At 39.7% G+C, this 14,137-nt stretch carries 13 protein-coding genes; 8 read left to right on the top strand and 5 right to left on the bottom strand.

Annotation, left to right across the window (positions count from 1 at the left end):
• Positions 1-58: 58 nt before the first annotated feature.
• The 5 genes from ATS75_RS20465 to ATS75_RS19520 all read right to left on the bottom strand — a co-directional run bounded on the left by ATS75_RS20465 (position 59) and on the right by ATS75_RS19520 (position 3,872).
• The gene (locus ATS75_RS20465) at positions 59-232 is read right to left on the bottom strand and encodes a hypothetical protein (protein WP_161936908.1); all 174 of its coding nucleotides are present in this window, start codon (positions 230-232) and stop codon (positions 59-61) included.
• Between the two features lie 13 nt (positions 233-245).
• Complete coding sequence (locus ATS75_RS19535; RefSeq protein ID WP_082665531.1) at positions 246-695, bottom strand: NAD(P)H-dependent oxidoreductase; 450 nt, start codon at positions 693-695, stop codon at positions 246-248.
• A 399-nt stretch (positions 696-1,094) separates the two neighbouring features.
• A complete protein-coding gene (rsgA, locus tag ATS75_RS19530; protein WP_058562092.1) occupies positions 1,095-2,132 on the bottom strand; it encodes a ribosome small subunit-dependent GTPase A in 1,038 nt (345 codons plus the stop codon).
• A gap of 8 nt (positions 2,133-2,140) precedes the next feature.
• Positions 2,141-2,683, bottom strand: coding sequence for a GNAT family N-acetyltransferase (locus ATS75_RS19525; RefSeq protein ID WP_058562091.1), 543 nt, complete (start codon positions 2,681-2,683; stop codon positions 2,141-2,143).
• Positions 2,684-2,687: 4 nt separating this feature from the next.
• Complete coding sequence (locus tag ATS75_RS19520) at positions 2,688-3,872, bottom strand: MerR family transcriptional regulator (protein WP_058562094.1); 1,185 nt, start codon at positions 3,870-3,872, stop codon at positions 2,688-2,690.
• A gap of 680 nt (positions 3,873-4,552) precedes the next feature.
• Here ATS75_RS19520 and ATS75_RS19515 point away from each other — a divergent pair.
• The 8 genes from ATS75_RS19515 (at position 4,553) to ATS75_RS19480 (ending at position 14,017) form a co-directional block, all read left to right on the top strand.
• A complete protein-coding gene (locus ATS75_RS19515; RefSeq protein WP_058562090.1) occupies positions 4,553-5,233 on the top strand; it encodes an ABC transporter ATP-binding protein in 681 nt (226 codons plus the stop codon).
• Between the two features lie 13 nt (positions 5,234-5,246).
• Positions 5,247-7,721 carry an ABC transporter permease gene (locus ATS75_RS19510; RefSeq protein WP_058562089.1) on the top strand — a complete coding sequence of 825 codons (2,475 nt, stop codon included), beginning with the start codon at positions 5,247-5,249 and terminating at the stop codon, positions 7,719-7,721.
• 12 nt (positions 7,722-7,733) lie between these two features.
• Entirely contained in the window at positions 7,734-9,119 is a 1,386-nt protein-coding gene (locus tag ATS75_RS19505) for a sigma-54-dependent transcriptional regulator (protein WP_058562088.1), read from the top strand.
• A 14-nt stretch (positions 9,120-9,133) separates the two neighbouring features.
• Positions 9,134-10,462 carry a sensor histidine kinase gene (locus ATS75_RS19500; RefSeq protein ID WP_058562087.1) on the top strand — a complete coding sequence of 443 codons (1,329 nt, stop codon included), beginning with the start codon at positions 9,134-9,136 and terminating at the stop codon, positions 10,460-10,462.
• Between the two features lie 213 nt (positions 10,463-10,675).
• Positions 10,676-11,431 (top strand): hypothetical protein, encoded by a 756-nt coding sequence (locus ATS75_RS19495; protein WP_058562086.1) that lies wholly within the window; start codon positions 10,676-10,678, stop codon positions 11,429-11,431.
• A gap of 18 nt (positions 11,432-11,449) precedes the next feature.
• Positions 11,450-12,808 (top strand): serine hydrolase domain-containing protein, encoded by a 1,359-nt coding sequence (locus ATS75_RS19490; protein ID WP_058562085.1) that lies wholly within the window; start codon positions 11,450-11,452, stop codon positions 12,806-12,808.
• A 1-nt stretch (position 12,809) separates the two neighbouring features.
• Positions 12,810-13,508: a DUF4386 family protein gene (locus tag ATS75_RS19485; protein ID WP_058562084.1), complete on the top strand. Its 699-nt coding sequence runs from the start codon at positions 12,810-12,812 to the stop codon at positions 13,506-13,508.
• 59 nt (positions 13,509-13,567) lie between these two features.
• Entirely contained in the window at positions 13,568-14,017 is a 450-nt protein-coding gene (locus ATS75_RS19480; protein WP_058562083.1) for a nuclear transport factor 2 family protein, read from the top strand.
• The last annotated feature ends 120 nt before the right edge of the window (positions 14,018-14,137 follow it).

The raw sequence follows: 14,137 nt of genomic DNA, 5'->3' as shown, positions 1-14,137 counted from the left end.
CCCCCTGCTGTTTATAACACTCACTTATTTTCTGCTAGATAATTGATAGTACTACCCTTTAAGCAATAACGTTTTTAACTAGATGCGCTTTGTAACTTTGGAGTAGCAATTGCCGTTCATCGTCTGTTTTTTGTTGTACGCCATGGGCGATAAAAGCAGGTAATACCTGCCACCCAATAAATCCAAATATATCTTGATATAATCCATCAATTTTACGCTGATAGTACGCCAACTATTCTTCAGAGCTAGTCCCCCCCCGTAGTAATTGAATACATAATCTTTTTAGGCGCAAGAGTGGCATCTTTGCCATAAGCAAAACCTGAGGATAAAACACGGTCAATCCACCCTTTCAATATACTGGGAAAAGACCACCACCATAGAGGAAACTGAAAAATTAATAGATCAGATGACGCTAATTTTTGTTGCTCTTGGCTAATGCTCTTTTCAAAAGAATTATGCAAAAGTGCTAACCTTTGCGCTTTTGCTAATTGGAATAAATCGTGGGCTGGAAAGTGAGTCGTATCATTTCTCCCTGCAACAGGGTTGAAGTTTTGTTTATATAAATCTGAAATAGTTAATTTAAAATTTTCCTTTTCCAACACTTCAACTGCGGTTTTATGTAAAGCAAAATTAAATGAGTCCTGCTCTGGGTGCGCAACAACGAGGTGAACTTTCCAGTTTTCACTAGAGACTATTTCTGACGCATTTAGGGCGCATTAATGATAGATGAAAAAGCCATATATACCTAAATAACCTGAGCTCTGGATAATAAATATATCTCCAGCGGCTACTTTAAGCGCTAACTACGTTGAATTTACTTGCAATAGGCCAGCTATTGACGCATAAATTCGCCTTGTTACCCCTGAAAGTCTCCGGCTGGAGACTTATAAAAAAATTATTATTTAATATCAGTACATTAGTACATTAGTACATTAGTACATTAGTACATTAGTACATTAGTACATATCTTAACCAGAGTTTAGGTTAAATAACAAAAACCTATTTTGCAAAATAGCAATGTTTTCAGTATGTCTATAACTTCAATTCGTACTCTAGAGATCTTATGGATTACATACACGATGACCCAGCAACGCTCATCGAAATTTTTTAGCCGAGCGAGCTTGCTCTTGAACTGAATTCACCATTTTAGTAAATGCACGATCTTTAGCCCTTCTCTGAGCTAACGTCGCACTGTTGCGAGCCTCTTCACGGATAAGCTTTTTGTAATTATCTAACCGTCTAGCAGACAATTTACCTTTATCTACAGCCTTGGTAACTGCACAGCTAGGTTCATCCTCATGCAGGCAGTCACTAAATCGGCATTGAGAGGCAAGTGATTCAATGTCAGAAAAAGTGAGTTGGATACCTGCTTTAACATCACTAAGTTGCAACTCCCGCATACCTGGCGTATCCATCAATAAACCACCACGTGGTAACCATTTGATTGCGCGGAAGGTGGTTGTATGACGGCCTTTACTATCTCGCTCGCGAATGCACCCAGTGTCCATTTCATTGCGGTTAAGCACGCTGTTTACCAATGTCGATTTCCCAACACCAGAAGACCCGAGAAAGGCAATAGTCTTTCCCTTATGACAGTAGGTTTCCAATGCAGACACATCGTGAACATCCAAAGCGTTAACACAATGAACACTTAATAATGGATCAAGCTTTTGTACTTGATGTCGAATATCATCTGCATCATCGCATAAATCAGCTTTTGTAAGCACAATAACAGGTTCAACCCCCGCTTCATTTGCCAACGCTAAATAACGCTCAATTCGATTTAAACTAAAATCGTCATTTAATGAACTTACGATAAATAGATTATCAATGTTTGCCGCAATTAACTGGTACTTAAGCGCACTGCCGGCTGCCTTGCGTTGAAACAATGATTGCCTTTCAAGTACACGAATTATTCGCTCTGGCATAAATACAACCCAATCGCCTACGCAAACTGCATCAAGTTTAGGGGGGATATTAAATCGCAAAGTCTCGTTGTCACTCATCAAAACAACGTCTGATTTATGATGCTCGACGATTCGGCCAAGCAAACAGCTCTCAAGCTCCTCTAGTGAAAGCTGCTGCTGGAAAAATGGTCGCATACCTAAGTCCAATAATGTGGGAGCACTCATTCATACACCTACCAATAAATTGGGCTGTCAAAAGCTTTTAAACACGTGGGTTTACCAACAACTTTAGGGATGGTTTCACCCACTAAAGATTGTGCGATCCACCCTTCAGGGTATGATAAGTCTAGCGGCGCTTGAATTAAATCCTGACTGATTGGGGCAAACCCTGTTTTCGAGTAAAAGTTAATATCGCCATAAGTGATCACAACGGTGACGCCTTTCTCTTTTAATGCCTCTAACCCAAACTGGATTAACCCTTGACCGACCCCCTGTCCATGATACTCTGTTGCAACAGCAACAGGCGCTAATAGAAAAATGTTTTCACCATTCGCAAAGGTCAATCGTGAGAAGAAAATGCAACCAACAATGCGCTCATTTTCATCTTGTGCGACAAAAATATGTAGGTCTTCTTCGTTAGCGGGCAAAGTGAAAAAGTCCTGGATTAGCTTCGCGATTAACGCGCCTTCTTCTTTGCCTTCTGAGTCAGAAAAGGTGTCATCAAATAATGTTATAATTTCTTGAGTGTCTGCTTGTTTGTACAAAGCGTACTTCATGGGGTTATCTCACGTTTGTTAGTTTTAAAATAAAATACTGATAAGTGAACGCTTCGGCGGCACTTTTCTCGTAAATCGAAATCTCTTTTTCGATGTCTAATAATGCTTGAGACTCAGGCATAACCGACTTTAATTCCTGAACTCTTTTTTTCAACGGAAACCAGTAGTTTTGCCATGCTTCAATTTCTAATGAAAAGTGTTCTACCACCTCATAACCCAGCTTATTGAACAAAGCCAATCGCTTCGGTATCGTTTGAATATCTGGGTAGTCTGCCTGCCAAAACTGTTTAGTTTCTTCATCAGGTGAGTCTGTTAGCCACACCAAGTCACTTATCATTAGCACACCATGGTCTTTTAACAGTGGCTTCCATTGTTTGAGTGCGTTTTCCATTCCCATGATATAAACACAGCCTTCAGCCCAAATGGCATCAACGCTTTTCGCCTGAAAGGGCAGTTCCGTCATTGAGGCGTAAACAGGAGAAATTCGTTCATTCAACTGAGCGTTTTTGACTCTTTCGTTAAGCTGTTCGATAGCTGTAGGCTCATTGTCTACCGCTGTAATATGGGCTTTACTGTTCTCTGCGAGCAGTAATGTTGAAGTTCCAGTCCCACACCCTATTTCTAAAATATGATTCATTGTTTCAGTCGCTATTAAAGAAATCGCCTTTAAAGAGTCCTTCTGAGTACCTGGTCCCCAACGCGCTAACGTTTCAAAGACCAACATAAAGTCTTCCATATAACTAGCATGTTCATTCATATCTTTTGATAACCACTTTAATCTGAGTGCGTCTTTTTCACTGTAGCCTTGCGTGTGTAACCAATTTAGATAAACGTTAGGAGCATGCTTATTTAACGTATTATGTAAATTTTTTTGAGAGCGCTCCCCGAGTAGTCCCAAAAGTAAGTCACGAGCCTGAACTTTTTTTTCGATTTCATCGTTTAGCTGGGCTAAGCGTTTTTGCAAAATACGTTTGTCTAATTTAGCGTCTAAACAGCTCTGGCATTCTTTGAGAGTTAACCCTGCGCTCTGTAGCTGTTGAATAAGAAATAACTGCTGCATATCCTCTTCGCTATAATAGCGATAGCCATTCTCAAGCCGGCGCCCCTTAATAAGCCCCTGTTTTTCGTAATAAAGTAATGTAGTACGCGATATACTCGCTTTCGCCGCTAACTCTGAAATTAAATACATGCCAAATTTAACCACTATATTCTTAAGATATAGTGAGTATGAACTGTAAAGCCATAGACAGGTCAAGAAGATTTAGAGGTTTTTACACACGCTGCGAATAAAGTGAGAAAAATAGTTTGAGTGAATAGCAAACTAGGTAAACCCCAAATTCACCACATTTGTATGCACAGAGTATTGTTGGCATACACTAAGTGAAAGGTTAGAAACGTTTTATGAAATCGCAAAAAAAATGTCAATATCGAAAAACCTGAATAATAAAAAAAGAAAAAACCATAATAAAACAATTGGTTAACTCTGGCTTAATAACTGCTTCTTTTTTTATACCGGTGACAGTAAAGTACTTTTAATGATTTTCTCTATAAAGCGCTAAATAATTTAGAATATAAAGCTAATCATCAATTTGTTCCATACACTAAAGTTATTTATGAACCCATGCTTGTGACTGCTCAAACCACAATATTGTTCAGTACGGGCGACTTAAACCGTTACTCAGGTGTGCACAGTAAAGGTATTATTTGCCTTCAGGGGCAAAGTAGAAGCAGACTAAGTGCCGACTACTGACAGCGCCTTTTATTGTTTCTCAATGAACACCTTGGTTGCAATTAGCCAATACATGCTTAAGGAAATTACAATAATGAAAAAGCAAAGCATTAGATTAACAAAATGAATGGCACTCTCCAATGACACTGATTAAGCTATCAAACCTAAATAAACACTTTCATTTTGAACGGCTCACAGTTGAGGCGTTGAGAGACATTAACTTGTCTATCGACGCTGGTGAGTTTATGTCTATCATGGGGCCTTCAGGTTCAGGCAAAAGTACCTTACTGTCAATTATTGGCATGTTAGATACGCCAGATAGTGGTTCGTATTTTTTCGCAAATAAAGATACTCACCGTCTAAATCATAATGAACTAGCTGATCTTAGAAACGAAGATCTTGGCTTTGTATTTCAGTCTTTTAACTTACTCAATGAGTTAACGGTGTATGACAATATTGCTCTGCCAATGCGAATTAGCCGTAAAAAGCACAAAAACGCCTACATAGATGAAAAAGTATCGGGTTTATTAGAGCAAATTAATCTCACTCACAGGGCTGAGCAGTATCCAGCGCAACTTTCCGGCGGCCAGCAACAACTGGTCGCGATAGCAAGAGCTATCGCCAATGAGCCCGCGGTATTATTACTTGATGAACCCACCGGCAATTTAGACTCAGCCAATGGTGAAGCTGTTATGGCGTTATTGCAACAGCTTAATACGCAAGGTGTTACATTATGTATGGTGACCCATGATAGTGACTATGCAGCCAGAGCATCCAGGCAACTAAAAATTGTCGATGGCCAGCTTTATGATATTGAATAGCGAGTAAGCGGCCATGATTTTTGAAATTAAACTTGCGGTGAGAAGCTTTAAAAACCGGCTATTAAGCGTTTTTGTTATGGTGGTCACATTAGGGCTTACTTTAGGCATCTTAGCGACAATTTCTCAATTATCGTACACCTTATTGCTTAAAAAGCTGCCTTATAGCCACTCGGAGAAACTAGTCACGATCAATAACAAACTCGCCAATAATTCCATGGAAACAGACGGTAAAGGCGCAAGTATTGTCGCGTCTGCAATGTTAAGCCAAGCAATCAACACAGGGAATTTAAGCAGTTTAACGCAGGCTTCCCCCATAATCGCCAAACGGGAATTGATTCAACTAAACCCAGTTAAAACGCTTAATGAGAGCGTGAGATATGTTAATTCGAGCTATTTTGAGCTCTTAAGTGCAGACAATTATGAGTTAGGACAATTGCCACCTAATTGGGATAAAGGAGCTGCGCAAATTATTCTGTCGTATTCCTTTTGGGCGCAGCACTACCAACATGACAAAGATATTCTTGGTAAAACGGTCGTTATAAACGGACTATCAATGGAGGTTGTTGCTGTCACTACAGCCACGTTTTCAGAATTAGAAATATATGACAACAATACCGCTATTTGGCTACCTTGGCGCAATAACCCATACAACCATAAACAGCAAAATAATTGGTTTGTAACCAAATCGGAAGTGACCACCTTAGCCAGACTCGCTGACCATGCTAACGTTGAACAGGTCACTAAACAGGCTGACCATGTATTGAACGTATTTTATCAGCAACATATTGAAACGACGCTAGCAGCGTCTAACGATGATGCAATGACTGCAGCGGAGCAAGCAAACGTTAGGAAGTCAACTTACTCAGCGGTAGTCAATTTGTTGCGAGACCGAATTGCGCAAAAAAGCGCCCCTATGGCAAAAACGTTACTTATTTCTATAGCCGTAATGGTGGGCATAGCCTGTGTCAATGTCACCATATTATTATTGATTCAAAATAGCCAAAGGACGAAACATAGAAACATTTACATCGCACTTGGCGCAAATAAAGCCCAATTATTTAGACAGTATTTCATTCAAATCTTAATCATCTTGTTGTTCAGCTTGGTGGTTGCGTTATTAGTTAACGCTTGGTTTATAAAGTTATTGCCTTTAATCGCTGGCGATTATTTCCCTCGATTGAAAGAACTGAGTATTGGCTTCGGGACTGTATCGAGCTATCTATTACTGTCACTTGGTCTATCCTATCTTTTTGCTAATTGGGCATATAAAGTTTTTCATGGCTCTGAAGGTCATTTATTTGCATCAACCAACATTCAAAAATCGAGCCTGACAATAAGCAATGAAGGCTTTCAAGTGTTACTCATGTTGCAGGTAATGGCTGTCACCATCATGATAACGGTTGCCACAGTGGTCATTGTGAGTGCATATCGTGTTATAAACCAACCCGTTGGCGTTGAAACCCAGTCACTGGTTTCGGCCTCTTTCAAACCCGCTGAATTTCAATTGGACAAGTCTGAGCGGCTAATTTTGAACGAGCGTATTCTGTTAAAAGTGCGCGCACACCCGCTTGTTGAAGCCGCATCGTTAAGCTATGAACCACCCATGTTGCCCACAATGCGAAGCTTGTTTAATCAGTCAGACGGCCGCTTTATTGGAAGTTTTCCGACAAATTTTGTTAATAATGACTATTTTTCGTTAGCTGGCTTGGACGTTTTGGCAGGCAATCTCACGCTTAATTCATCTCTCGGTGATGACATACAACCGATCGTATTGAGCCTTAGTACTGCAAACAAAGCATACCCTCATACATCAGCAATTGGCCAACGAATGAATCGCGGTGCAAATCAACGTTTTCAAGTGGTCGCCGTTGTTGAAGATGAACTATTGCCAACTTATGCATCTGTTTTTTCAAATCAAGGGTTTCAGGTGTATTTGCCCTATGATGCGTGGAGTAGCCATGTATTAATCAAGTTGAGAAAAGCGCATAATGTTATCGGTATTGAGAGTAAGCTGGCAACGTATATTCAAGCAGATGACCAGATCAACTTTGCTTGGGTCTCCCCTGTATCTTCAAGGTTTGCACAAACCTTTATCAATGATAAGTATTATGCGTTAATCGCCTTAATTATTGGCGGTGTTTCCATTGCTTTAGCATGCCTTGGCGCGCATGCCGTTATGCAGTACCGTGTTTATGCTAAACACAAAGAAATAGCGATAAGACAAGCGCTAGGCACTCGTACTTGGGATCTCTACAAAATGAATTTTATCGACAACTCTTCCGCGTTAATCGCAGGGATTGTCGCAGCAATGCTGCTAATAATATTAATGACGATCACTCAGTTTGAAAATACACACTTACTGAAGCAGGTTGCCGTTACCGCAATCATTGTTGCACCGTTTATTTACGTTTTTTTTCAAACCGTTGCACTTTTACCAATTGTGAAACTGTTAAAACAAAACCCAATGCCCGCCCTTAAAGTCGGTTGATAAGGAATTAATATGAAAAAACAAATTCTCGTCGTTGATGACCAACGAGATGTGCGAATGAGTGCAAGGTTTCTGTTGGCAGAGCATGACTACGAAGTGCATGAGGCCGAAAGTCTGCATGTAGCCATGTTTATGCTGAAAAAACAAAGTTATGACGTTGTATTACTTGATATGAACTATTCAAGAGACACAACATCGGGCCAAGAAGGTCTGAGTTTCTTAGCACAATTAAACGACAACAACATTCAGGTAAATGTTGTTGCAATGACAGCCTGGTCTAGTGTCGATTTGGCAGTAGAAGCGCTGCAAAAAGGGGCAAAGGATTTTATTGAAAAACCTTGGGAAAACCAGCGGTTGCTGCAAATTGTTAAACAACAAACCGCCCTGTTTAGCCTACAAAAAGAAAATTTAGTACTTAAGCAACAACAACAACAATTTGTTCGAGAAGAGAAACAAGCGCACTTAAATTCCCAACCCATGACTACCTTGTTAAATAAAATAAAAAAGGTAGCCGCTTCAGATGCAACAATCATGTTAACTGGCGAAAATGGCACGGGAAAGAGCTCAATCGCCAAAAAAATCCATCACTTATCATTCAGAGCAGATAAAACATTCATTAGTGTAAACATGGGAGCTATTCCAGAGTCGCTGTTTGAAAGTGAGTTATTTGGTCACAAAAAAGGCGCTTTTACCGATGCTAAAGCAGACCGAATGGGACGCTTTGAATTGGCTGAAGGGGGGACTTTGTTTCTTGATGAAATTGCCAATTTAACCATGGATCAGCAAGCTAAATTATTGAGAGTACTCGAAGAGGGTGAATTTGAAATGGTTGGTGACAGCACAACCAAAATTGCCAATGTAAGACTTATTTGCGCAACCAATGCTAATTTAGAACAAATGATAAATGACGGAAGATTTAGAGCGGATTTGTATTTTCGTTTAAACACGATTCATTTAACCGTGCCCAGTCTTAAAGATAGAAGAGAGGATATAGCTCCACTTTTGCAATATTTCCTCGACGCTAACGCATTAAAATACGCTAAATCGCCAATGAAATTTTCGACTGACGCGCTTAACGTGCTAAAACACTATGATTGGCCAGGCAATATCAGGGAGTTAAGCCACTTAGTAGAGCGCTGCGTTTTATTAGCAGAAAGTGAGATGATCGATATAACCGACATTGATTTACCTTCGTCCATAGTAAACTCCGCACAGCACTCGCAAGGCATGCTACCATTAATCCCCATTGAAGAAGCTGAGCAACAACTCATAAAAATGGCACTCAAAAAGACCATGGGCAACATCATAGAATCGGCAAAACTATTAGGGATAAGCCAAAGCTCTATGTATAGACGCATGGAAAAATTTGGTATTAATAAATTTGAACTAGCAAAGTAATTTAGGTTATATCTATGTGGCTGACATCTTTATTAGGTTCATTTGAGAGACAGTTTGCAGCTGTAATAACCTCATGCATTTGTTTATTCTTACTGATGTTAAATGCGTTGTTAGCGTTATTAAACTCAAGCTTTTTAACCATATTAACGGTAAACATTATCGTGATAACCTGCACCATATTAGTGGGTTGGCGAGTTTATCAACGTTTCATCGCCCCCTTAAAACTATTGAAAGTCGACATAAATAGCCTCCTGAAAGACGATTATAATGTGTATGCTGACCTAGGTTACCAAAGCGGTGCTTTAAATCATATTCATCAAGACTTACAAAAATTACATCTGCATTTTAAACAAGTAAAAGACACCTACACCAAAGACGTTTACTTAGTTTATCGCTTAATATCGCGATTTGATGCGCCGGTTGCGGTCGTAGATGCACAAGGCAACGTTACGTATATGAACCACGCGTTTGAACATTGGATTAGTTTGCATGACAAGACCGATGGCAGCAGAAATATTCAAGATTTAGGTATGGTGTTTAATGACAGTACAGGCTGGTCTTTACCTGATAGCCTAGCAGTTGGCAATTGGCGTTTGAGTGAAAGTCAATTTGTAGAGTCAAACCAACCAATGTCGTTACTGGTGCTAAACAATATCACATCTGAGCTGCGAGAAAGTGAACGAAAAGCGTGGCATCAAATGGTGAGAGTCATCAGTCATGAAATTAAAAACTCTTTAACACCGATCAAATCGTTAACCCAATCGCTGTTAAGTAAGGCTGATATTTCTGAGTTAAACAAAGAAGCTTTGCATGTAATCCACGATAGAAGCCATTCACTTATTGCATTTGTAAAAAATTACTCTGAACAAACCAAAACAATCACGCTCAATGTGTCGTCTTTTAGTAGTCGTTCATTGCAAGATTCGTTGACCGGTTTAATTGATGATCACCATTTTCATTGTCAGGTAGAAGAATGCCAAATAACGGCTGACAAAGTGCTCTTAGAGCAAGTATTAATTAACCTGATAAAAAACAGTCAGGAATCAATCAGCGTCAAGCAAGATGAAGCTGCTTCATCTCAGTTTCAGCCAAAAATCGAGCTAATAATATATCAATCCACACCCAAAGAGAAAATACAGATTAAGGTCATTGACAACGGTACGGGCTTTCATCAGCTAAGTGATTTATTTGTTCCTTTTTATACCACTAAACCTGAAGGGCAAGGTATTGGCCTTTATCTTTGCCGCGAAATCATTGAAAAGCACCACGGCAAAATAGATGCAAAAAACAATGACGGTGCTGGCGCTTGTGTTTTCATTGAACTACCTGGTCAGCAATCCTAGCCCTCGCTGTGATTGGTAAATTACATCGCTCAATCCCGCCCTGCGCTCAGCGAATGATTTTTTGAGCATTTTTATTTTCAGTAATTTTATTATGATTTCGACAATACAACGCCCTGCTCACACATCAACAAAAAATATAACTCATAAATAACAGCAACTTACCAATTGGCACGCAGATTGCCCTATTAAGTTACTAATATGAGGAAATTACCAATGAAAACACTACTAACTTATTTTTTATTACTTTCAACTTTGTTGCTATCTAATGCCTCTATCGCCGTAGATGAAACAAAAACCAAAACAACAGGCTCAGTCACGACTGTGTTTAATATGGAAAGTTATCAATTTAGCGATGCCGAAATTGAGGTTATCCATTCAATTATTGTCTTTACTGAGCAAAGAGTTCGTCAGCTCATGCCGACATTAGATAAAACCATCGAAGCACGTATTAATACCAGCGATCGAGATTTAGACATTGTCGGCGGCGTTTTTGGCAGAGCTGAAGCACCGGGCGTATTGAGCTTCTATTTAGGAACCAAAACGCGAGGCGGCGTTGTCGGCTCAGCAACAACCGCCTTAACCTCTGCGGCTTTACATGAAATGCATCATTTAGCACGTGGCTGGACAATGACAGAAAACAAGTTTGGCAATCCCGCAGGCATTCCAGTGGCAACGGTTAATGAAGGTTTAGCGAGTGTGTTTGCTGACACATACAGCAATGAGTATTTTGATAAAGCCTATGGCTACCCTGATAATGTCAGCGAGTGGTTACCCGAAGTGATGGCATTGCCCATTGATGTTAATTACGGTCATTGGGTGGGGGGTTTTCATCCCGATGGGCGCTTTGCAATTGGTTATCGTTTAGGCCGCTGGGTTGTGCATCAAGCAATGGATAAATCTGGTAAGTCAGTTCTTGAGTTAAGCGAAATGACACCGCAAAAAATCTTAGATTTAGTGATTCAACCATAGTCAAAGAGACCTTAAACAATGAAAATGATGCTTAAATTGATGATGGTCTTAGCTATTAGCATATGCTGCAAGGCAAAGGCTAATAGCACTCAATACCACACATTGCTCGCTGAATTTTTGGGCACCGCACAACATAAAAATATGCCCGGTGCGAGTGTACTTATTAGTAAACATGGGCAAACGGTATTTAGTGGCGCTAACGGGTTTGCCAACTTAGAACATGCAATTCCACTTGATGAGCATAGTGTGTTTCCCATTGCGTCTATCACAAAGCAATTTACCGCGGCCGCTATTTTGCTATTGGCTGAGCAAGGAAAATTATCATTGGATGATAATCTTGCTAAATACCTTCCAGACTACCCGACAGGTGAGCATCAAATTACCTTGACGCAATTATTAACCCATACCGCAGGCCTAGCAGACTATGCCAGAAACATGGACAACTTTGACACTGAAATAGCACGCTCTATTTCACTGGAAAAACTGCTTGAGAAGACCGCTGAATTTGCAATGACGTCTGCGCCTGGAGAACGCATGACGTACTCAAACACAGGGTATATTTTACTGGGTAAAATTATTGAGGATGTAAGCGGACAAACCTATGGTGAATTTTTGCAGAGCGCATTTTTTACGCCACTTAAATTAAACAATACCTACTATAAGCAAGCCCAGATCATCCCAGGGCGTGTCGATGGATATTCGATAACTGATGAGCACGTAATAAATGGCGTTCAGTTTGACATGAGCTGGGGTCATGCAGCCGGTGCTATTTATTCCTCTTCAACAGATTTACATAAATGGTTTAATGCCTTAGCTAAGGGAGACGTGCTTAACAAGCAAAGCTTAAAAACAATGTTTTCAGCCGTTAAGCTTAATGATGGCTCATTGACTCGGTATGGTTTAGGTATTGCTTTGGGCCAATTTGGTGAGCATCAAACCTTTACACATGGCGGCCACTTATTTGGCTTTCGCCATAACGTTGTTTATTTACCTGAGCAGGGAATATTGGTATCGGTGCTTTGTAATTTTAATCAGTGTAACCCATTTAAATTGTCACACGTGATGTTGGCAAACGCATTAAATCAAACCATCCCAAGCTTTAAAAAACTAACACGCTTGCCCACCTCAATAGATGAATTATTGGGCACATATCAAATAAATGATAACCAAACGAGAAAGGTTTTCAAACGCAATGGTGAGCTTTATACACAACGCACTGGCAGTAAAGAAGTCAAAGTATTCGCCATGTCGGAAAATAGCTTTTTTTATCAGGGCTCATTGGCTCATTTCACTATTGTAAAAAATCAACAACACGAATTTGAAATGCATTTTAAATCAGATTTATCTTCCGCAACCAAAATCGCAAGGAAGCTATAGCATGAAAGTAAATTTATCCACTTTTCGTGCTCGGCTTTTTGGCGGCTGCTTCATCATGACGTTTTTATCCTATGGCATTGGAAGTGCATTAGTGAATCAGTTCTTAGGTGATAACGTAAAATTTGAAGACTTAGTTGCGGGCCGTTATGAGTTACTCGTCGCTATTGTACTAATTTCAGTGGTTCACACCATTGCAAATGTCGCTTTACCAATAATCATGTATCGCTATTTAGCCTCGTTTAATCCATTGTTGACCAAGGCTTATTTAGTATTGGCTGTATCAGCAACGCTGGTATTAGCAGCCAGTGGCTACCCCATTTATGCGCTTTGGCTAACCTTAGATAACACAAATCAACCGACTGAATTTATGCAACTGCAGCAAGCTGCAGCCGTTGTGTTTAATCAACTGTATTCGCTAAGTATGCTCATTTGGGCCGTGGCAGGTATTTGTTTTGCTCGGTTACTTGGAATTTCAGCATTATTACCTAACTACTTATCCACCACTGGTGTGGTTTTTTATAGTGTATTTGCCAGCCATTCTTTTTTAGGAATTATGCAAGTATCCACCCCATTTATTTTGATAGTACCAGGCGCCTTGTTTGAAATTACCTTAAGTGCATATTTATTGTGTGTTTATCGCGTAAAAACAACAACTCAAGGTCTACAAAACCCATTGTTAAACGAGGGAAAACACCACTGACTATTAACGTAAATGCCCAGCGATAGATCAAATACTTTACTTATTATATGGAGAGAAAAATGAATAAAAATCGAGTTACCATTATCGTTATTTTATTAACGTTAGCATGCACTTTTGCTGCAAAAGCGAGTCCTTCACCGGATTTGATTAAACAATTTATTTCGGCTTCTGAAAGTGCACGTCAACCTGATGCGGATACAAAAGAGTTGGAATTTTATCTTAACTTTTTTACAGATGATTTTACCGATCATCATATCGCATACGGCGTTTCTTTTACTGGCAAAGAAACCTTCCGAAAAGGGCTAATGAGTAAACGTGCTTCAATGGTTTCAGTTAAAGAGACAATAGAAGATGTTATTTTAGGAACAAATACCGCTGTTGTCGTTGTTAATGAGGATTCTAAATATTTTAAAAAAGGTAAATTAAAACATTTCAAAGGAAGAAATATTCTTGTCTTAGAGCTTAATAACCAAGGATTAATTACGCAAATGCGACGGTATTTAGATTAATAATTTACCTTACAAAGTGATTAAAAAAAGGAGCACCTAACCGTTGATGGGTGCTTTGTTCATCAATAATTTTAGCCAACTTTACCTCTTCGCGAGAAGTTGGCCTTCTAGGAGCCATCA

The organism is Pseudoalteromonas sp. H105, from assembly GCF_001469215.1.
GTDB lineage: Bacteria > Pseudomonadota > Gammaproteobacteria > Enterobacterales > Alteromonadaceae > Pseudoalteromonas.
Note: the sequence above shows the minus strand (reverse complement) of the source record. Positions and strands in the feature narration are given on the sequence as shown.